This window comes from Roseibium suaedae, assembly GCF_900142725.1.
Lineage (GTDB): Bacteria > Pseudomonadota > Alphaproteobacteria > Rhizobiales > Stappiaceae > Roseibium > Roseibium suaedae.
In genome coordinates this window covers 1,076,053-1,097,109 of sequence record NZ_FRBW01000002.1, presented here as the reverse complement: position 1 = coordinate 1,097,109, position 21,057 = coordinate 1,076,053, and the positions used below count along the sequence as shown (strand labels likewise).

General features: G+C 59.6%; 16 protein-coding genes. 8 read left to right on the top strand and 8 right to left on the bottom strand.

The window, feature by feature from the left end; all coding sequences use genetic code 11:
• Positions 1-9: 9 nt before the first annotated feature.
• From BUA94_RS12035 to BUA94_RS12025, 3 genes are read right to left on the bottom strand one after another with little or no spacing between them, the layout of a single operon-like run.
• Positions 10-780, bottom strand: a complete 771-nt coding sequence (locus tag BUA94_RS12035; RefSeq protein WP_073013335.1) for an SDR family oxidoreductase — start codon at positions 778-780, stop codon at positions 10-12.
• Between the two features lie 43 nt (positions 781-823).
• On the bottom strand, positions 824-1,687 hold the full coding sequence (locus tag BUA94_RS12030; protein ID WP_073013333.1) for a MurR/RpiR family transcriptional regulator: 864 nt from the start codon (positions 1,685-1,687) through the stop codon (positions 824-826).
• 24 nt (positions 1,688-1,711) lie between these two features.
• On the bottom strand, positions 1,712-2,098 hold the full coding sequence (locus BUA94_RS12025; RefSeq protein ID WP_073013331.1) for a RidA family protein: 387 nt from the start codon (positions 2,096-2,098) through the stop codon (positions 1,712-1,714).
• A 121-nt stretch (positions 2,099-2,219) separates the two neighbouring features.
• Between BUA94_RS12025 and BUA94_RS12020 the strand changes: the two genes are divergently transcribed.
• Genes BUA94_RS12020 through BUA94_RS12010 form a run of 3 tightly spaced genes read left to right on the top strand, consistent with a single transcriptional unit; the run spans position 2,220 to position 5,312 of the window.
• On the top strand, positions 2,220-2,711 hold the full coding sequence (locus tag BUA94_RS12020; RefSeq protein ID WP_073013329.1) for a hypothetical protein: 492 nt from the start codon (positions 2,220-2,222) through the stop codon (positions 2,709-2,711).
• Between the two features lie 35 nt (positions 2,712-2,746).
• The gene (locus BUA94_RS12015) at positions 2,747-4,216 is read left to right on the top strand and encodes a M81 family metallopeptidase (RefSeq protein ID WP_073013328.1); all 1,470 of its coding nucleotides are present in this window, start codon (positions 2,747-2,749) and stop codon (positions 4,214-4,216) included.
• Positions 4,197-5,312 carry a D-TA family PLP-dependent enzyme gene (locus tag BUA94_RS12010; RefSeq protein WP_073013326.1) on the top strand — a complete coding sequence of 372 codons (1,116 nt, stop codon included), beginning with the start codon at positions 4,197-4,199 and terminating at the stop codon, positions 5,310-5,312. The genes BUA94_RS12015 and BUA94_RS12010 overlap by 20 nt, the downstream gene beginning before the upstream one ends.
• Positions 5,313-5,376: 64 nt before the next feature.
• Here BUA94_RS12010 and BUA94_RS12005 read toward each other — a convergent pair whose 3' ends face one another.
• The 5 genes from BUA94_RS12005 to BUA94_RS11985 form a co-directional block, all read right to left on the bottom strand.
• Entirely contained in the window at positions 5,377-6,501 is a 1,125-nt protein-coding gene (locus BUA94_RS12005; RefSeq protein WP_073013325.1) for an ABC transporter ATP-binding protein, read from the bottom strand.
• 104 nt (positions 6,502-6,605) lie between these two features.
• Complete coding sequence (locus tag BUA94_RS12000; protein ID WP_073013323.1) at positions 6,606-7,841, bottom strand: ABC transporter substrate-binding protein; 1,236 nt, start codon at positions 7,839-7,841, stop codon at positions 6,606-6,608.
• Positions 7,842-7,884: 43 nt separating this feature from the next.
• Entirely contained in the window at positions 7,885-8,742 is an 858-nt protein-coding gene (locus BUA94_RS11995) for a carbohydrate ABC transporter permease (protein WP_073013321.1), read from the bottom strand.
• A complete protein-coding gene (locus tag BUA94_RS11990; protein ID WP_073013318.1) occupies positions 8,739-9,623 on the bottom strand; it encodes a carbohydrate ABC transporter permease in 885 nt (294 codons plus the stop codon). Before BUA94_RS11990 ends, BUA94_RS11995 begins: the two co-directional genes overlap by 4 nt.
• A 10-nt stretch (positions 9,624-9,633) precedes the next feature.
• Positions 9,634-10,815: a Gfo/Idh/MocA family protein gene (locus BUA94_RS11985; RefSeq protein WP_073013316.1), complete on the bottom strand. Its 1,182-nt coding sequence runs from the start codon at positions 10,813-10,815 to the stop codon at positions 9,634-9,636.
• Between the two features lie 430 nt (positions 10,816-11,245).
• Here BUA94_RS11985 and BUA94_RS11980 point away from each other — a divergent pair, with 430 nt between their 5' ends.
• The 5 genes from BUA94_RS11980 (at position 11,246) to BUA94_RS11960 (ending at position 20,977) form a co-directional block, all read left to right on the top strand.
• Entirely contained in the window at positions 11,246-11,998 is a 753-nt protein-coding gene (locus BUA94_RS11980) for a GntR family transcriptional regulator (protein WP_073013314.1), read from the top strand.
• A gap of 17 nt (positions 11,999-12,015) precedes the next feature.
• Complete coding sequence (locus BUA94_RS11975; protein WP_073013311.1) at positions 12,016-13,041, top strand: SIS domain-containing protein; 1,026 nt, start codon at positions 12,016-12,018, stop codon at positions 13,039-13,041.
• Positions 13,038-14,225: an N-acetylglucosamine-6-phosphate deacetylase gene (gene nagA, locus BUA94_RS11970; protein WP_073013309.1), complete on the top strand. Its 1,188-nt coding sequence runs from the start codon at positions 13,038-13,040 to the stop codon at positions 14,223-14,225. The genes BUA94_RS11975 and nagA overlap by 4 nt, the downstream gene beginning before the upstream one ends.
• Positions 14,222-15,136, top strand: coding sequence for an ROK family protein (locus tag BUA94_RS11965; protein ID WP_073013307.1), 915 nt, complete (start codon positions 14,222-14,224; stop codon positions 15,134-15,136). The genes nagA and BUA94_RS11965 overlap by 4 nt, the downstream gene beginning before the upstream one ends.
• Positions 15,137-15,505: 369 nt before the next feature.
• Positions 15,506-20,977, top strand: coding sequence for a hypothetical protein (locus BUA94_RS11960; protein ID WP_073013304.1), 5,472 nt, complete (start codon positions 15,506-15,508; stop codon positions 20,975-20,977).
• Positions 20,978-21,057 lie beyond the last annotated feature (80 nt).

Below are 21,057 nucleotides of genomic sequence, written 5' to 3'. Positions count from 1 at the left end.
TGATTGTTTTTAGTAATTGTCAGATTGGCTGAAGGTGCGGGCGAGTTCTGCCTGGCCTGCAAGAAGTCCGCAGTCGACCGGCAGGCAGACGCCCGTGATCGCTGAAGCTTCGGCGCCGGACAGGAAGGCCACTGCGTTGGCGACATCCTTCGGGTCGACGACCCGTTGCAGCGGATACCAGCGCTTGGCATCCTCGAAGACATTCGGGTTGGCGGCGGCACGCGCTTCCCAGGCCTGCGTCTTCACCGTTCCCGGCGCAATTGCGTTGCACCTGATGCCGTATTTTCCATATTCCACCGCGATCAGCTTGGTCAGGTGGATGAGACCGGCCTTCGCTGCGCTATAGGCCGGGTGGCCGAAGACGGCGAGGCCGTTGACCGAGGTAATGTTGACCACGCTGCCGCGCGTGGACTTTAGGTCTGCTTCCAGCGCCTGAAAGGCCAGAAACGCCGCTTCCAGATTGAGAGCCGTGTCCTGCCGGAAGATGTCTGCCGTGGTGTCGCCCAGGCTGACGGCGCGGGCAGCACCTGCGTTATTGACGAGCACGGAGACGGTGCCATGGCCGGCAGCTTCTGCGGCAAGGGTCGCGCAGTCTGCTTCCCGTGTCACGTCGCAGGTCACTGGAACGAACTTGTCCCTGTTGCCCTCGCAGAGCTTCGTGACCGCTTCTGTATTGATGTCGGCAAGAATGATCTTGTCGTGGGTTTGGGAGAGGCGCTGGGCAATGGCCAGGCCGATATCACCGGCGGCGCCGGTGACAACTGCTACGGTTCCAGACATGTCGAGTCCTAGTGGTAGGGGGAGACAGGAACCGCGTGGGCGGTCAGTCCCCGAGAAGCTGCCTGTCGTCTCCATCACGATGGGCAACCAGTTGATGCTTGATGTGGCGCAGGGTGACGGTGGCCTGCGCCCGGTTCTGGTAGGCGGTGAGGTTCGCCAGAATGTCGACGAGTGCCAGATAGGCAAAGCGGGTCGAGGTCGGGCGGAAGATGTTGTCGCCTTCCGGCAGATCGATGGTCAGGGCATGGTCGGCAGCTGCTGCCACGGCGCTGTCCGACTGGCTGAGAGCAACGGTCGTTGCTCCTGCTTCCCGCGCCAGGGTGAACGCGCGGACCAGTTCCATGTTCCGCCCGGAGAACGACGATCCGATGATCGTGTCCTCCGGCCGGGCCGCCGCAGCGATCATCATCTGCATATGATGGTCGGTGCAGGCGGAAACCCTGAGCCCTAGCCTGAACAAGCGGTTTTGCAGTTCCTGGGCGATCATCGAGGAATTGCCGCCCGAGCCGAAGGCATAGATCATGCCGGACCTGGACAGGGTTTCCGCGACAACCTGGGCCTGCTCCGGCTTGAAGGCATGGTGGAAGAGATACAAGGCGTTCTGGGCCTTGGTGACGATGTCTTCCGCCACATCTGCCGGGGCTGTGCTGCGGGTGCCCGGATTGAGATACCGGGCGCCGACGAACATGGTCTTCGCAAGCTGGATCTTGAAGTCAGCGTAGTTTTGGCAATTGAGGCGGCGGCAGAAGCGCGTCACCGTCGGCGGTGAAACCTCCGCGCGCTCCGCCAATTCAACGATGGACGCATTCACCGCGAAATCGAAGTCATTGAGCAAAATTTCCGCGATCCGCTTTTCGGATTGCGAAAATTGGTCCTGCTCATTCTGTATCCGCGCAAGAATGTCCATCGTGCCAGTGCCTTGTCTGCGTGTTTAAGCCTTTGATTTATAGGCTACGCAGTCGATTTCGATCTTGCAATCGACCATCATCGAAGACTGGACGCAGGCGCGTGCCGGCGGATGTTCGCCGAAATAGCTCTGGTAGATCTTGTTGAAGGTCCAGAAGTCACGTGGGTCATCCAGCCAGACGCCGCAGCGCACGACATCTGCCGTGGTGTATCCTGCCTCTTCGAGGATGCTCAGGACGTTCTGAATGGTCTTGTGGGTCTGAGGGATGATGCCGCCCTCAATCACTTCACCATCTTCCATTGCGACCTGGCCGGAAACGTAAAGCCAGCCGTCCGCCTCGACGGCACGGGCGAAAGGAAGTCTCTGGCCGCCTGCACCGGCTTTCTCGGCGCCATATCTCTTGATGCTCATGAGGATAGATGTGCTCCGTTATGGAAATTATTTTCTTTATCGATTGACATCGAACCATATCAGCAGGAAATTGACTAGGAAAAATCGCAGATTATGAAAAGAATTTAGATAAGAGGCGTGAATGCGGGATCCTTTTCTCAATCCGTTCCCCGAGCAGGACCATGATCGCAGAGCCATCTGGGAGATGCTCGTCAGCCGGGACATAGCAGCCTTCCTGGCGGCAGACTGGTCCATGGTGGAAGCCGACTTCATTCCGGAAGGGTTCCTGGGCATCAGCGGCAACAAGACCCGCAATCCGGATGACTGGACGCTGGCTTTCCCGACGCTGGAACGCTACCGGGACGAATGGCTGCGCCAGGCGAAGGACTTTGCCTCTGTGAAACTGGCAGAAGATGCCAGCACTGCGATCCACACGGCCACACGGCTGGAAGAGATCGACATCCAGGACGGCACTGCCCTGGTGCGCAAGAAATTCGACGGCGGCATCAAGCTGGCCGATGGCGGTTTCGACGTCATGCAATGGCAGACGCTTTATTATTGCCGCTTCCATGACGGCCGCTGGAAGATCTCCGGTTTCACCGGCTATCTGCCTTATCCCTGGAAAGACGCCTGAACAGCACGCGCTGCCCTCAAGTCAGGAAACATCCCTTGAAACTCTTCACTGCAGTCCTCGCGACGGAAACCAACACGTTTTCGCCGATCTGTATCGACAAGCGGGCCTTCGAGGCGTCGCTTTATGCAAGGCCGGGTGAGCATCCCGTCACGCCGACGCTCTGCTCGGCGCCCTTGACGGTGGGCCGCAGGATCTGTGCGGAAATGGGCTGGACCCTGGTGGAGGGAAGCGCTGCCTGGGCTGACCCTGCGGGCCTGATCAACCGGCAGACCTATGAAGGTCTGAGAGACGAGATCCTGGATCAACTCCGTGCTGCCATGCCGGTCGACGGTGTCATCCTCGGGCTTCACGGGGCCATGGTGGCCGATGGCTATCTGGATCCGGAAGGGGATTTTCTGAGCCGGGTCCGGGACATCGTCGGGCCGGACATTCTGATCTGCACGGAACTTGATCCCCACAGCCATCTGACGGCGAAGCGGGTGGAGGCTGCGGATTTCTTCGTTGCCTTCAAGGAATTCCCGCACACGGATTTCGTCGAAAGGGCAGAGGATCTCTGGCGCATCGCAGTGGACGTGCTGGAGGGCCGGGTGAAGCCGGTCATGTCCGTCTTCGACTGCCGGATGATTGACGTCTTCCCGACGTCCCGTGAGCCAATGCGATCCTTTGTTGATAAGCTGCAGCAGATCGAAGCGGAAGACGAAGACGTTCTTTCTCTCTCCGTCATCCATGGCTTCATGGCTGGCGATGTGCCGGAAATGGGCACCAAGCTGATTGCCGTGACCAATGGCAAACCGGAAAAGGGCGCACAGCTCGCCCGCTCTCTGGGCATGGAGCTTTTCGCAAACCGCGGCCGCCACATGATGCCTCAGCTGACTGTTGATGAAGCGGTCAGTCAGGCAATGAAGGCTGATGCCGGTCCGGTGGTGATTGCCGACATGTGGGACAATCCGGGCGGCGGCACGGCCGGGGACGCCACAGTTCTGCTTGCCGAGCTTCTGGCCCGCAAGGCTGAAGGTGTTGCCGTTGGCACGATCTGGGACCCGATTGCGGTTCAGATCTGCATGGCTGCGGGCGAGGGCGCGGAAATTCCGCTGCGCTTCGGTGCGAAGTCTGCGCCTGGCACCGGCAATCCGGTCGATGGCCGGGTGACGGTGGTGAAGCTTGTCCGGAATGCGGAAATGCGTTTCGGCGAAAGTTTTGCCCCCTTTGGGGATGCGGCGCATATCCGGCTGGATGGTACGGACATCATCTTGAACTCCGTCCGCGCCCAAAGCTTTGATCCGTCTCTCTTCTCCGTTATGGGCATCGACCCGACCACGAAGAAGATCCTGGTCATCAAGTCGACGAACCATTTTCACGCATCCTTCTCTAGAATTGCGTCCGAGATCCTGTATTGCTCTGCAGGAACGCCCTATCCCAATTCGCCCGCGCACAATCCCTATCGTCTGGTGCGCCGGGACATCTGGCCAATGATGGAGAACCCGCATGGAACGGAAGCTGCCTGACCCGACCCCAGGCGCCGATCTGACCGGCTCGCGCATCGAGCAGCTTTCAACGCCGGTTCCGGTCATTGATGAAGACCGTCTGGCTGCGAATATCGCGCGCGTGCAGGCCTATATGGATGGCCAGGGAAAGGCTTTCCGTCCGCATATCAAGACCCACAAGATCCCGGCTTTGGCGGAGCAGCAAGTTGCCGCCGGTGCGAAGGGGATCAACTGTCAGAAGGTGACGGAGGCGGAAGTCTTCGCCGATGCCGGCTTTGACGATATTCTGATCACGTTCAATGTGCTGGGGCCTGAAAAGCTGGAACGGCTTGTCGCCCTGAATGAGCAGATCTCCGGCCTGAAAGTCGTTGCCGACAATGATGTCACGGTTCAGGGGCTCTCTGGCGCTTTTGCAGATGCCAAGCGCCCGCTGGTCGTGCTGGTGGAATGTGATACCGGCGGCGGCCGCTGCGGTGTTCAGTCACCGGAAGCGGCCCTGGGCCTTGCCGAGGCCATTGTTGCGGCTCCCGGCCTGACCTTCGGCGGGATTCTGACCTATCCGAAAGCCTTCACGGAAGAGGCTGTCGAAAGCTTCTTTGCTTCCACCCTGAAGCTTCTGGAGGGCAAGGGCATTGCCTGTCCGATCGTCAGCAATGGTGGCACGCCGAGCCTGTTCGACGCTGGCAAGGTGGCTTCCGCAACGGAGCACCGGGCTGGCACCTACATCTACAATGACCGTGCGATGGTTCGGTCCGGCCACTGCAGCTTTGATGATTGCGCCATGCATATCCTTGCGACGGTGGTTTCCCGCCCGACAGACAGCCGTGCGGTCATCGATGCCGGGTCAAAGGCTCTGACGTCTGATCTGCTCGGGTTTGATGATTTCGGCTATGTGGTGGACTATCCGGAGGCGGTGATCACCGGTCTTTCCGAAGAGCACGGCGTACTGGATCTCAGCAAATGTGCGCCAGATGCGCGGCCGCAGATCGGCGAACGGATCCGTATCATTCCGAACCACACCTGCGTTGTCTCCAATCTGGTCGACAGCATGGTGTTTCATCGCAATGGGGTTGTCACCCGGGTGGAACCCGTCGCTGCCCGCGGCCGCGTCTGGTAAAGCGGTCTTCACTTGGCAAAGAACATCCGGCCCCGGAGCAATCCGGGGCCGGCTTTTTTAAGGCCTACTGGCTGGCAAGCTGTTCGAGGTCGATCTCGGTGAGTGCCGTGCGGCGCTCAAGAGCATTCTCATTCGCATCGAACAGGTGGCAGTCGGCGGCGTTGAAACCGATGGTGACCGGCTTGTCGACGACAACGGGGGCCGCTCCTGGAAGCAGGGCGCTGAAACGGTCGTCGCCACTGGTCGAGGAATAGACGATCGTGTTGACGCCCAGGCGCTCGACCACGGTCGGGGTGATCTGGAAGTCCAGTTCGCCCTTGCCGATGAATGTGTGTTCCGGCCGGATGCCGAGGGTCAGGCTGCTGCCGACCAGATCCTGGCGCGGCTCGACGGGAATGGTGACATCCCGGCCGAGGCAATGGACGGTAACACCTTCGTCGCTGACAGCCTTGCAGGTGGCCGGCAGGAAATTCATCTTCGGATTGCCGATGAAGCCCGCCACGAACATGTTCTGCGGCTTGTGATAGAGCTCGAGCGGCTTTCCGGTCTGGGCAATATAGCCGCCGTTCAGAACCACGATGCGGTCCGCCATGGTCATGGCTTCCACCTGGTCGTGGGTCACGTAGATCATGGTGGCTGCGAGATCGTGGTGCAGCTTGGTCAGTTCGATCCGCATGTCTGCGCGCAGGGCGGCATCAAGGTTGGACAGTGGTTCATCGAACAGGAAGATCTTGGGTTCGCGCACGATCGCGCGGCCGATGGCAACACGCTGGCGCTGGCCGCCGGACAGCATGCCGGGTTTCTGCTGCAGGCGCTGGTCGAGCTGGAGCACCTGAGCGACGCTCTCCACCTTTTCCTTGATCTGCGCTTCAGGCATCTTTTCCACGCGCAGCGGGAACGCGATGTTCTCGAAGACCGACATGTGCGGATAAAGAGCATAGGACTGGAACACCATCGCGATGCCGCGATTGACCGGTGCCAGATCATTGACCTTCAGGCCATCAATGACAATGTCGCCCTGTGTTGCGTCATCCAGCCCCGCGATGATGCGCAGCAGCGTGGACTTTCCGCAGCCGGATGGGCCGACGAAGACGACGAACTCGCCGTCCTGAATATCGAGTGTGACACCCTTGATAACGTCAAGATCCCCGAAGGACTTGGTTACCTTGTTGAGATAGAGCTGTCCCAAGACTGACCTCTTTCCATCATTGCCATCTCGTCAGGCAATGAGACTGGCGTGGGCGGTGCATGCCGCCGCAACCGGTTAGGGCTGCGGCGGCGCGCCAACGCGGCTTACTTGTACTGCTCGAGGTCGGCAGCGGCTTTTTCGAGAGCGGCCTTCGGTTCGGCCTGGCCGGTCACGACAGACTGGACCATCTCGATCATCACGTTCTGGAAGCCCTTGTAGTCGTTGAAGAGCGGCTCCGGACCTGCATTGGCGATACCGTCGATGAACGGCTTCCAGTACGGGTCCTTCTTGACGAATTCGTCCACCTGAGCGGAGGGGCGCAGCGGCGTCAGGCCGGCACCGCCCTGCAGCTCATACTCGCCCTGCGGACCAGGGGAAGTGATGTACTTGGCGAATTCGGTTGCCTTTTCCTCAACGCCCGAGCCCTTGAAGACGGCCAGGCTGTCGGTGATCAGCAGGGTGCCGGGGCCGGTTGCGGACGGGCCGAGCGGCAGGGTGGTGACACCCCATTCCATGCCGGCGTCCGCTGCGCGGACGGCAGCGCCCGAGCTGGACTGGAGCATGGCAACCTTGCCATCCAGCCAGACAGCGCGGATTTCGTTCTGTTCGTAAGCGGTCGGACCTTCAACGGAATAAGGCGTGATGTCCTTGTAGGCCTGAAGGGCTGCGAGCACTTCCGGGCTGTTCATCACGATGTTGCCTTCGGCGTCGATGATCTTGCCGTTGTTGGTGTAAACCCAATGCAGGAACTGGTGCATGGTGTTGTCGAAGGTCTTCGCGGGCAGGCCATAGCCGGCAATACCGGTCTTTTCCTTGATGATCTTCGCGAATTCGATTTCTTCAGCCCAGGTCTTCGGCGGAGTTTCCGGGTCAAGGCCAGCCTGCTTGAACAGCGCCTTGTTCCAGTAGAGAGCCTTGGTCGAGAATGCGACCGGAACGCCCCACTGGGTGCCATCGAAGGTCACGGTGTCGACGATGTTCGGATAGTAGGTTTCCTTTTCCGCATCGGTCATCGGCACTTCGATGATGAGGTCGTTCTCGGCGAGCTGCTTCAGCGTACGCGAGCCCACATAGGCCATGGCGACCGGGGAGCCGGCTGCAGCCAGCGTGGTTGCCTTGTCCTGGCACTGGGCCCAGCCGACGACTTCTGGCGTGACTTTCCAGCCCGGGTTCTTTCCTTCCCATTCCGCGATGTACTTTTCGTGGATCGGGTCGATCTTGTCGCCGCAATAGATCCAGCTGATTTCCTGGTCTGCAGCCAGTGCGCTGAGCGAACCGGCGGACGTGGCTCCCAGAAGCGCCAGCGCGCAAACCCCAAGTTTCATGGACGTCAGTTTCATCGTCTTTATCCCCATACTCTGGTGTGGATTTTCGTTGTTGTTTTTATTTCACCGCGCCAGCGGTCAGACCGCTGACGAGATATCTTTGCAGGAAGAAGATCACGATCATGGCGGGTGCAATGCCGACAAAGCTTGCAGCCATGAGTTCGTTCCAGATCACTTCCTGGCGGCCGAAATAGGCGAACAGCCCAATCGGCAAAGGCATGTATTCCGTCTTGGAATTGAAGGTCAGCGCAAAGATGAACTGCTGCGCATAGGCCCCGATGAATGTGGTGATGGCGACAACCGTGATGCCGGGCATGGCAAGCGGCAGGATGACACGGCGGAAAGTGTAGAAACGGCTTGCACCATCCACATAAGCGGCTTCTTCCAGTTCCTTCGGGATGCGGATCATATAGGTCCGCAGCAGCCAGATGGCGGTCGGGATCAGGAAGGCGACACCCGGAATGATCATCGCCGCATAGGTGTTCAGAACCCCCATGGACCGCATCAGCCTGAACAGCGGGATCAGCAGCACCGCGCCCGAGAACATGTTGACGGCCAGGAAGGCTGCCAGCAGCGGACCGCGGCCCGTGAATTCAAAACGGGCGAAGGCATAGGCCGCCGGAACCACGAGCACCAAAACGATGGCGGTCGCGATGGTCGACAGGAAGATGGAGTTGAAGACGTAGCGGGCAAAGCCCGGCACGCTGTCCCACATGGTCACATAGGCGTCGAAGGAGCCGTGTTCCGGCCAGAACCGGTAGGGAGACGAGAACAGGCGGCTCAGCGGTTTCAGGGAAACCAGGAAGCCTTCGACAAAGGGGGAGAGCACGAAGATCAGGAACAGGGCAATCCCTGCATAGATCGCGATCATCTCGTACCACTTGTAGCGGTTGATCATGGCCGTCTGATTGCTCATCGTGCCGTCTCCGTCGAAAGCCGGTTGGTCACCCGGAAGTAGAAGAAGCAGAAGATCGACAGGAAGATGCAGATCAGCACGGCACGGGCAGCGCCCTCGCCATATTTGTAGGAGCCGATTGCGGTCTTGTAGGTGTCGATGATCATGGTGGTGGTGGAGCCGCTCGGGCCGCCCTGGGTCAGGATCCAGATGATGTCGAACGAGTTGAAGGTCGAGATCAGCGAGATCATGGACATGGTGATCAGGGAGGGAACCAGAAGCGGCAGGGTGATCCGGCGGAAGCGGTACATGCGTCCCGCGCCATCGGTCCAGGCAGCTTCGTAGAGATCCTGCGGAATGGCCTGGATGGCGGCCAGCATGTAGAGCGTCACCATGGGAACGCCGATCCACACGTCCGTGACAACGGTTGCCCAGAAGGCGGTCGTACCATAGGCGAGGAAGGCGACCGGTCCGTCGACAAGGCCCCAGTTCTGCATCACGCCGGAAATCATCCCGAACTGGCCATTGTACATCCAGCCCCACATGAAGATGCCGATGGCCATGGGAACGATCCAGGGCGGCATGGTCAGGATGCGGAACAGGGCGCGGCCGGGAACAGCCGTGTTGAGCATGATCGCGCCGAACGTGCCGATGATCATCTTGATGAGCACCGAGAAGAACGTCCAGATGAACGTTCTGATGATGACGGCGGCGAAGGTCTCGTTGAAGATCTTGTCGTAGTTGAGCCAGCCCACGTAGTTGTAGGTCTTGCGCAGCGACGCGTTGGTGAAGGACAGGTTCACCGTGTCGATCAGGGGGTAGATGACGATTGCCGAGATGTAGAGGACTGCGGGAAGCAGCAACATCCAGGCAAAGATGACAGCACTCCGCTTGGCGTTCATCGTTCCCCCCTTATGCCGACTTCAGGCGCTGATCCGCCGCCGTGCCGTTCAGGGCTGCGTCATAGCGCTGCCAGACCGGCTCGAGATCGATGACCTTGCGGGTCTTGCGGGCTTCATCCATGGTCAGGGCCAGAATACCGGCCTCCAGGGCATCGAGCGCAGAAACGGGCAGGGCCGCGCCATCGCGCACATGCTTCACGACATCTTCTGCCATCTGCTCGTCCGCGCCATAGTGGTGCGAGGTCTTGCTGGGCGCCTGATAGGTGTTGGCGATCACCTTCTCGTTGTTGCGGGCATTGTGCACATCGAGGAACCCGCGCACGAAGTCACCCTCGGCCATGCCCTTTGCACCGATCACGCAGAAGCGGCGGAATTCGTCCGGCACATTGATGTTGGTGTGGAAGGTCATGGACACGCCGTTCTCATATTCGACGATGGCGGTCTGGTAGTCGACGATGTCGCCATCGCTGTCGAAGACCTTGTCCGCTCCCAGCCAGCCGCTTGGCTTACGGTGGTAGACTTCCAGATCATTGACGCCCTCGTTGGCCGGGGCATTTTGCGGTGTGAAGCTCTTGCGGCCGCCGAAGCTGGCAACGAAGCGCGGGCGCGCGCCTACAACACCGTTGTAGAGATCCAGATCGTGGCAGCATTTTTCCAGCATGAAGCTGCCGGCGTAGTTTTCATAGCGCCGCCAGTCGCGCATGAAGAAGGCGCCATGATAGGGCTGGATATGCTCGGAAGCCTCGATTGAGACGACGTCGCCGAGCAGTCCTTCCAGCTGAGCCTTACGCAGGTCCTTGTAGAGCGGGGAGTAGCGCAGGACCAGGCCGACCAGCAGGCGCTCGTGGCCATGCTGATGCAGGAGTTCGGCAAGCTCATAGCTCTGGTCAATCGTCATGACGATCGGCTTTTCGCTGAAGACCTTCAGACCAGCTTCCAGACCAATCCGGATATGTTCGAGGTGGAGATGGTTCGGGGAGCCGATCATGAGGAGATCCATCTCCTCGTTCGCAATCAGGTCCTGCGGTGTTTCGTAGGACTTGCCTGCGGAAATGCCTTTTTCCTCAAGCACGGGCAGTCCGGCTGGCGCTGGGTCCACATAGCCAACGATTTCGAAATCCGGGTCCATCTGATCGAATACGAACCCGAGATAGCCTAGACGGAATCCCAGACCGATAATTCCAACCTTCATTCCTGACGCCCTCTGAGCTTGTAATTTATTTTCTTGAAGGTGCGACATCTCAGGGGGATCGTCAACATGGAACCGCTCTATATGTGTAATTCTGAAAATAAATTTCACATACCTGCATGGCATTCCGGATTTTTCCGGATTTGCGCGCGTCGCGTCCTGTTCCCTGCAGCCATCGCGTGGCCTTGACCTGATGAAAACCAATTATTGATACCAATGCAATACCAGAAATGCGCCAGTTAATGCCGTGTTAATAGGCGGCGTTGAAATAATTTCATTAAATCAATTGCTTGAGGCTTGAAAAAAATTGAGGCGGCGGAAATGTGAAAAAAATGTTCGACAGATCGTAATTTGGTATCTATTTGGTATTTAAAGCCGTCGCAGCATTCTTCCTCGTTGCGGCGCTGCGCATTTTGCGCCGGGGAAGGGCGTCATGAACAGTATTTCAGGGCTTCAGGGATTTCAGGACCGTTTCGACGGCCCTCTCTACATGCGCCTGAAACTGGCCTTTGAAGCGTTCATCCAGGCCAGGCATCTCCAGCAGGGAGATGCACTTCCATCCGAGAGAGACATTTCCGAGATCTGCAAGGTGTCCCGTGTCACCGTGCGCCGGGCGATAGATGCCCTGGTCGATGAAGGCGCATTGGTCCGAAGGCATGGATCCGGCACATTCGTTGCCGCGCCGCGCGAACGGCTCGAGCAGCCACTGTCTCTCGCGACCTCGTTTTCGGAAGACATGACGCGCCGGGGAATGGTGTCCTCTTCCACCTGGCTGGACCGGGGGCTGTATCTGCCTGGCGCGGATGAAATGATGACCCTTGGCCTGACCGGAAATAGCAAGGTTGCCCGTCTCAAGCGCCTTCGTCTCGCTGATGGCGTGCCGGTCGCGCTGGAGCATGCCTCGCTGCCGTCTGACATTCTGCCGGATCCGGAGAATGTCGATCTGTCCCTCTATGCGCATCTTGCCCGCCTGAGGGCGCGCCCGGTGCGGGCCGTGCAGCGCATTTCAGCCCGTTTGCTGACCCAGGAAGAGGCGCGGCTGCTGGTCGTGCCTGAGGGGGAGGCGGGGCTTGCCGTGCACCGGGTGGCCTATCTCGCCAGCGGCCGCGCCATTGAAACCACCAAAACCCTTTATCGCAGCGATCTTTATGATCTCGTCACCGAGCAGATCATCGGTCCTGCCTGAACCAAGCCGGAAAGTACATGACGCAATCCCATATGCTCCAGGAAGTTCACGAGATCCCGGACGCTCTCGAGCGGCTTTTCTCAAATTCTGCCAGCGTTCTGACCGCGTGCGGTGCGCAATTCCGGGAGCTTGATCCAGCTGTTGTCGTGACCATCGCACGTGGGACGTCAGATCATGCTGCCGGATTCCTGAAATACGCTATTGAATTGCAGGCTGGAGTGCCGGTCGCCTCGATTGGGCCGTCTCTTGCGTCGATCTATCAGCGTTCCCTGAAGCTCAAGAATGCTGCCGCAATTGCCATTTCACAGTCCGGGAAAAGCCCGGATATTGTCGCCTTGGCCCAGTCTGTCACGGACAGCGGGGCGCGTTCGGTCGCTCTGGTGAATACGGTTCCTTCGCCGCTTGCTTCTGCATGTTCTGTGACCGTTCCTCTAGAGGCCGGGCCGGAACTGGCTGTCGCAGCGACCAAGTCCTATGTCGCCTCGGTCGTTGCAGGGCTCGCGATCCTAGCCGAGTGGACGCAGGACGAGGCGCTCAAGGCTGCGCTTTCGAAGCTTCCGGACCACTGCCGCAAAGCGCTGGATCTGGACTGGGGAGGTCTCACCAGCCATCTGGAAGAGGCTCAGTCGCTTTATTTCCTTGGCCGCGGTCCGTCGCTCGCTGTCGCTGCTGAAGCAGCCCTGAAGTGCAAGGAAACCTGTGAACTGCATGGCGAGGCCTATTCCTCGGCAGAAGTGCTGCACGGGCCTGTGTCACTGGTTGGGGGCGGTTTTCCGGTTCTGGTGTTTGCTGCTGCCGATGCTGCGGAAGCCTCTGCAGCAGGCATTGCGGACAAGCTGGCTGAAAAAGGCGGCACGGTGTTTTCGACCTCGCCGCTGTCCAGCGTTGCAAATGTTCTGCCGACTGTCCGCACCGGTCATCCGCTGACAGATGCGCTGATCCAGATTGTGCCCTATTACAAGATGGTGGAGCGGCTTTCGTTCCTTCGCAACCTCAATCCGGACGCCCCTGCCGCCCTTCAGAAAGTAACCGAGACCCTATGACTTTAAGAGCCGAACAGGCGGGCAATCAGGTGTTTGCCGGCGCCCGGATATTTGACGGCCAGTCCTGGCATGACGGCAAGGTGCTTGAAGTCCGGGGCGGTGAGGTGGCTGCGCTTTCCGCCGCTGCACCTGCTCAGGCTGAAAACCTGCGCCAGTTGCCGGAAGGCAGTCTCATCGTGCCGGGCTTTGCCGATCTGCAGGTCAATGGCGGTGGCGGTGTTCTGTTCAACAATGACCTAACGGTCTCGGGCATCGAGACCATATGCCGGGCTCACCGTCAGTTTGGCACCACGGCACTTCTGGTGACCTTGATCACGGACACGCCGGAGAACACCCGGTTAGCTGTCGCTGCGGGTATTGAGGCAGCGAAGAAGGGTGTACCTGGTTTTGCCGGGCTGCATCTGGAAGGGCCGCACTTGTCCGTTGCCCGAAAGGGCACCCATGCGCCGGAGCTGATCCGTCCGATGACGGATGAGGATCTGGCCTTGATGCTTGCGGCAGTGAAGGAGCTGCCCTGTCTGCTGGTCACGCTCGCGCCGGAAAATGCGACGCCGGATCAGGTCCGCAAGCTTGTGGAGGCTGGCGTTGTCGTCAGTCTGGGTCATAGCGATGCCGGTGTCTCGCAGATCAGGCCCTTTGTTGAGGCCGGAGCCTCCATGGTGACACATCTCTTCAATGCCATGAGCCCGCTGCAGCATCGCGAGCCGGGTCTGGTTGGCGCTGCGCTTTGCTATGGGGAGCTGAGCTGCGGTCTAATTGCCGATGGCTATCATGTCGATCCTCTGGCGATACAGGTTGCCTTGAGGGCAAAGCAGGGTCCTGGACGGATCTTTCTGGTAACGGATGCCATGTCCTCCATTGGCTGGGAAGGTGACCGGTTCCAGTTGAATGGCCGTGAAGTCTTTCGGCGGGACGGGAAGCTGACATTGGCGGACGGGACGCTCGCCGGTGCCGACATCGACATGCTGTCCTGCGTGCGTTTCATGGTGGACCGTATCGGTCTGGAGCTGGAAGAAGTGCTTAAAATGGCCGGCACTTATCCGGCTGACGCTGCCCGTCTTTCGGCGATAGGGCGTCTGTCCGCCGGCAAGCGAGCCGACTTTCTGGTTTTGAATTCCGATCTGACCATTCACGCCAGCATCTGTGGCGGCCAGTGGCTGGAACACGGCAAGGTATCTGCATGATCGTCTGTTTTGATATTGGTGGCACGGCCATCAAAGGTGCCTATGCCCGCACACCGGAAGCCATTCAGCCTTTGCCAAGGATCGCAACGCCTGGGCATGATCTGGATGCGTTCGTTGCAGCTCTCGCTTCTGTCGTTGATGCCGCGCCGGAGCCGGTTGAAGCTGTGTCCCTGTCCATTGCAGGCGTGATTGATCCGGATACTCGTCAGGCCATCGTCGCCAACATTCCCTGCATTCATGGCATCCGCCTGCAGGAAGAGCTTGAGCGCCGCCTGTCGCTCCCGGTGGTCATCGCCAATGATGCTGACTGTTTTGCCATGGCTGAAGCCGGCTTCGGAGCGGGGCAGGGTCATGATGTCGTTTTCGGCGTGATCCTGGGGTCCGGCGTTGGTGGCGGTCTTGTCGTTCGCGGCCGCCTGATCAATGAGGGTGGGGGCTATGCGGGGGAATGGGGTCATGGGCCGATCTCTGCAACCATCGCCGGAGCTGCCCGCCATTCTGTTCCGCAATTTGCCTGCGGCTGCGGACAGACCGGGTGTCTGGATGCAATTGGCAGTGCCCGCGGACTGGAGCGACTGGATAAACATCTGCACGCTCGCGAGCTGTCCAGCATCGACATCATTTCCGCTTGGGAACAGGGGGAAGACAAGGCCGCTGAAACAATCGATGTTCACATCGATATTCTTTCAGGGCCGTTGGCTGTCCTGATTAATGCCACCGGTGCTTCCAGAATCCCGGTTGGGGGAGGCTTGTCCAACTCGAAGGCCTTGATCGGGCGTCTGGATACGGCAACCCGGGCGAAGACCCTGCGCCGGTTCTCAGGTCCTTTGGTCGTGCCTGCAGCCTGTACCATCGAGCCTGGGCTGATAGGTAGCGCCATTCTCGGCTTCCAGCGGGTTGCTCAAGGGTAGCGCCCCAGATTTGCTTCGTGAGCGAGCGTCGGATTGCCTGCATTCGTGGGTGATTCCGGCGCTTTTTTGCATCCGAACCTATGCGCGCAGGATCTTTCACCACATTTTTTGCTGGAGGCTTTTCAAACTTTTCGTGAAGTGGCGAGCGCTATTTAATCTATATCACGTATACTTTTTGTCATTACGAAGCGTTAGTTTTGGCCGTTCGTGATATATAGTTATAATTTTAAGTATTGTTAAAAGTGACAATCCAAGTGTTTGCTATGTATTTGATTGAGTTAACTTGAGAATAACCTATATCGTCGGTCTATTTATTACTTCCTTAAGCTGGTGCGTATTAAACCGTACCCACAGGAAGGTAGAACCAAAATGGCTGAAGATGTTGTCGACGCGCCGCTAGAGGCAAAGTTATATGAAGCTGCAGACCAGTTTGCAGCTCTTGACGGCTTCGCTGGTCCCAAGGGGCAAGAAGGTATTTTGCCGGATGCAAGCCTTGGTACGGCCGAGGCATCAATCGTTCGGCCTGAAGATAGCCGCGGCGACACCGGAGCTGTTTCAAGCTCTGCCTCCGCACGCGCTGACGGTACATCCGGTCAGCTTGCACGCCCGAATGATGCAGGCGGGACGGATGGCGCAATTGATGCTGTCAATCTGGCAGGCCCATCGGTCGGAGACGCCGTGTTTGGAAATGCCGCGGGCTTCAACCCGGATGGCATCGACACGGGCGAGGTCGCCACGGCGAGCGGGCTTGCCGCACCGGCAGCCTCGCGCAACCTGTCCAGTCCTTCTGTCACTTCCAACGTTTCGAATGTCTTCGCCCGCACCGGCGATGTGACAACTCCTGTGGGCGCGGAGGAGCCGACAGGAGACGGTTCCGATCCGACCGATCCTTCAGGGCCCGGTGAGACGCCTGTCGATCCAGTTCCGGGTGAAGATCCCGGCCCGACGGATGGCCCTGGTCCCGGTGAAAATCCCGGCCCGACGGATGGTCCTGGCCCCGGTGAAAATCCCGGCCCGACGGATGGCCCTGGTCCGGGTGAAGATCCCGGCCCGACGGATGGTCCCGGCCCGGGCGAAAACCCCGGCCCGACGGATGGCCCTGGTCCCGGTGAAAATCCCGGCCCGACGGATGGTCCTGGCCCGGGTGAAGACCCCGGCCCGACGGATGGCCCTGGCCCGGGTGAAGACCCCGGCCCGACGGATGGCCCTGGCCCGGGTGAAGACCCCGGCCCGACGGATGGCCCTGGCCCGGGTGAAGACCCTGGCCCGACGGATGGTCCTGGCCCGGGCGAAGATCCCGGTCCCACGGACGGTCCTGGACCTGTCGATGATCCAGAAACAGACTTTGACCTCGTCGTGGATACGATCGTGGATCTGCCGATCCTTGACCCGATCCTTGGCGACATTGATGTCAATCTCGATCCGATCGAAGAGTTGCTCGATCAGGACATTGATATTGATATCGATCTTGGCATCGATGCAGACGATATCCTTGATCCGATCCTCGACCCCATTCTGGGGGGCGGCGATCCGAACGAGGAAGGCGATACGGATCTTGTCGTGGACACGATTGTGGACCTGCCGGTCCTTGATCCGATCCTTGGTGATATTGACGTCAATCTTGATCCGGTCGAAGACCTTCTCGGTCAGGACATCGACATTGATATTGATGTCGTTGGTGATGCTGAGGAATTGATCGATACTCTGCTTGGCGGTGGTGATCCGAACGAGGAAGGTGATACCGATCTCGTCGTTGATGGCCTGGTCGATCTGCCCGTTCTCGATCCGATTCTGGGTGACATTGATGTCAATCTGGATCCTGTCGAGCAGCTTCTCGGCCAGGATATCGACATTGATGTGGATCTGGTCGGCGATGCCGAGAACCTGATCGATGGCCTGCTGGGCGGTGGCAATCCGTCCGAGGAAGGGGACACGGATCTCGTCCTCGATGGCATCACGGATGTGAACCTCGACCCCGTCGAGCAAATTCTCGGCACGGATATCGACCTTGGCGTGGATCTCGGCGGCATCGGTGATGGCGTCGGCGACGTGCTGAATGGCGCGACAGATGGTCTTCTCGATGGAGATCCGTTGGATGGCCTTCTCGGCGATGGGAATCCTGCTGGCGATGGCGACACGGATCTGGTGGTCGATGGCATCCTGGATGTGAACCTTGATCCGGTGGAGCAGTTGCTCGGCACGGATATCGATCTTGGCGTTGATCTTGGTGGCATTGGCGACGGTGCCGGGGATCTTCTGTCTGGTGATCCGCTTGCAGATCCGCTGGGAGGCCTTCTTGGCGGTGGCGATCCGAACGAAGAGGGAGACACGGATCTCGTTCTTGACGGGATCACCGATGTGAACCTTGACCCGGTCGAAAACCTGCTCGGCACGGATATCGATCTGAGTGTGAACCTGGGTGAGAGCCTTGATGGCCTTCTTGGTGAAGGCGGCACGGGCGATCTCCTGTCCGGCGACCCGCTGACGGGTGACCTGCTGGGCGATGGCAGTACGCCTGTTGACGATCTGCTTGAAGGCGCGGGGGATCTTCTCTCCGGTGGTCCGGATGCAGGGGACCTGCTTGATGGCATCCTCGGTGGCGGCGGCGACGGATCTGGAGATGGTGACACAGATCTTACTCTGACTGGCCTGGCCGAAGTGCCGCTGGATCCGGTTGAGGGTCTTCTGGGCACTGACATTGATGCTGAGCTTGATCTCGGTGGCACGGTCAATGATCTTCTTGGTGACGGCGGAGTGGGCGACCTTTTGTCGGGAGACCCGCTGACGGGGGATCTGCTAGGCGACGGCGGTACGCCTGTTGACGATCTGCTTGAAGGCGTTGGAGATCTTCTGTCCGGCGATCCGCTTGGCGGACTTCTGGGCGGCGGCGAGACCGGCGGTGAAGGGGACACGGATCTTGTCCTGACCGGCGTTACGGAAGTGCCGCTGGATCCGGTTGAGGATCTTCTGGGCACGGACATCGATGTCGAGCTGGACCTTGCCAACGGCACAGGTGACCTTCTGGGCGGCACAGATGAGCTGCTTGGTGGCACAGATGAACTGCTCGCAGGTGCCGAAGATCTCCTGTCCGGTGACCCGCTCTCTGGCGACCCGCTTGGTGGCCTGCTGGGCGGTGGCGATACCGGCGGTGATGCCGACACGGATCTTGTCCTGACCGGCGTTACGGAAGTGCCGCTGGATCCGGTTGAGGATCTTCTGGGCACGGACATCGATGTCGAGCTGGACCTTGCCAACGGCACCGGTGATCTCCTGGGCGGCACAGACGAACTGCTCGGTGGCACGGATGAACTGCTCGCAGGTGCCGAAGATCTCCTGTCCGGTGACCCGCTCTCTGGCGACCCGCTTGGTGGCCTGCTGGGCGGTGGCGATACCGGCGGTGATGGCGATACGGATCTTGTCCTGACAGGCGTTACGGAAGTTCCGCTGGATCCGGTCGAGGATCTTCTGGGCACGGACATCGATGTCGAGCTGGACCTTGCCAACGGCACCGGTGATCTCCTGGGCGGCACGGATGAGCTGCTTGGCGGCACGGAGGAACTGCTCGCAGGTGCCGAAGATCTCCTGTCCGGTGACCCGCTCTCTGGCGATCCGCTTGGTGGACTGCTGGGTGGTGGTGATACCGGCGGTGATGGTGACACGGATCTTGTCCTGACAGGCGTTACGGAAGTTCCGCTGGATCCGGTCGAGGATCTTCTGGGCACGGACATCGATGTCGAGCTGGACCTTGCCAACGGCACCGGTGATCTCCTGGGAGGTACGGACGAGCTGCTTGGCGGCATCGATGAGTTGCTCACGGGCGATCCACTTGCTGGAGATCTGCTGGAAGATCCGCTGAACGGTCTCCTCGGTGGGGCAGAAGAGCCAACAGGCGACGAAGACACTGACCTCGTTCTGACGGGTTTGACGGAAGTTCCGCTTGATCCGGTTGAAGACCTGCTTGGCACGGATATCGATCTTGAGGTGGATCTGACCAACGACACGGGTGAACTGCTCGGTGACTCGGAACAGATCCTGAGCAGTCTTGATGAATTGCTGTCTGGCGACCCGATATTCGGCGACCTGTTCTCCGGCGAACCTCTGGAAGATCCGCTTGGCGATCTGCTGGGCGGTGGCGAGACCGGCGGTGACGGCGACACGGATCTCGTTCTGACGGGCGTGACGGAAGTCCCGCTTGATCCGGTCGAAGATCTGCTCGGCACGGATATCGACGTCGAGCTGGACCTTGCCAATGGCACGGATGAGCTGCTTGGTGACACAGATGAGCTGCTGGCAGGGGCCGAAGATCTCCTGTCCGGTGACCCGCTCTCCGGTGATCCCCTTGGTGATCTGCTGGGCGGCGGCGAGACCGGCGGTGACGGCGACACGGATGTTGTTCTGACAGGTGTGACGGAAGTCCCGCTGGATCCGGTTGAGAACCTGCTTGGCACGGACATCGATGTCGAGCTGGACCTTGCCAATGGCACGGGTGACTTGCTGGGCGGCACGGATGAACTGCTTGCAGGTGCCGAAGATCTCCTGTCCGGTGACCCGCTCTCCGGCGATCCGCTTGGCGACCTGCTCGGCGGTGGTGATACCGGCGGTGACGGCGACACGGATGTCGTTCTGACAGGTGTGACGGAAGTCACGCTGGACCCGGTCGAGGATCTGCTCGGCACGGATATCGACGTCGAGCTGGACCTTGCCAATGGCACGGACGAGCTGCTGGACGGCACGGATGAGCTGCTTGCAGGTGCTGAAGATCTTCTGTCAGGTGACCCGCTCTCCGGGGACCCGCTTGGTGGCGACCTTCTCTCCGGCGATCCGCTGGAAAACCCGCTTGGTGATCTGCTGGGCGGTGGCGACACGGGCGGTGATGGCGACACGGATCTTGTCCTGACCGGCGTAACGGAAGTTCCCTTGGACCCGGTTGAGAACCTGCTTGGCACGGATATCGATGTCGAGCTGGATCTGACAGATGGCACCGGCGACCTGCTGGGGGGCACAGACACCTTGTTGTCTGATGATCCTCTGGGCGGCCTCCTCGGCGATGGCAGCGATACGAGCACTGCGAGTGGCGACACGGATCTGACGGTCGACGGCAACGTTGATGTTCCGGTCCTTGACCCGATCCTTGCAGATGCAGACGTGACGCTGGATCCGGTTGAAGATCTTCTGGGCACTGACATTGATCTCGATGTGGATCTCGACGCGGTGCTGGATGACGGTGGCAACCTGGTCAACACCCTCGGTGATGACACTCTGGGAGATCTGACTGAAGACCTCACAGGTGATCTGCTCGCCGGTGATGGGAGCTCCGGGGCTGACGGGGATACGGACCTGACCATTGACGGCATTGTCGATGCGCCGGTTCTGGATCCAATCCTTGCCGATGCGGATGTGACGCTGGATCCGGTCGAGGATCTCCTGGGTACGGATATCGACATCGACCTGGATGCGGATACAGGCGCTCTGCTTTCCGGGAATGATGCTGATCTGCTCGATCTCGATATCGCCCTGGATGACAACAGCCTTCTCTCGGATGACCTGCTGACAGGCGATCTTGCCGAAGTGGATGCGCTGCTGAATTCGGATCTCAATCTGACGGGAGATACGTCCGGCACAGATGACTCTTTGCTTGGCGAGTTGTCTTCCCTGTCCGAGGGCAACACGGGTCTGGATGATCTGCTCCTGGCAGATGACACCACCGATCCTCTGGATACAGGCGGGGATCTTCTCGATCCCCTGCTGGATACGACAACCACACTGCTGGATGACACGACCAGCCTGTTGACCGGTAGCCTCGGTGGGGGAGGCGGCGGAGGTCTGTTTGGACTGCACTAGATCGGCCTGCTGAAGCCGGAACCGGCTTGAGACCAGAAAACCGGTCGAACTTGAAGCGGCGGAGGTTCGTGCGCGCGTAG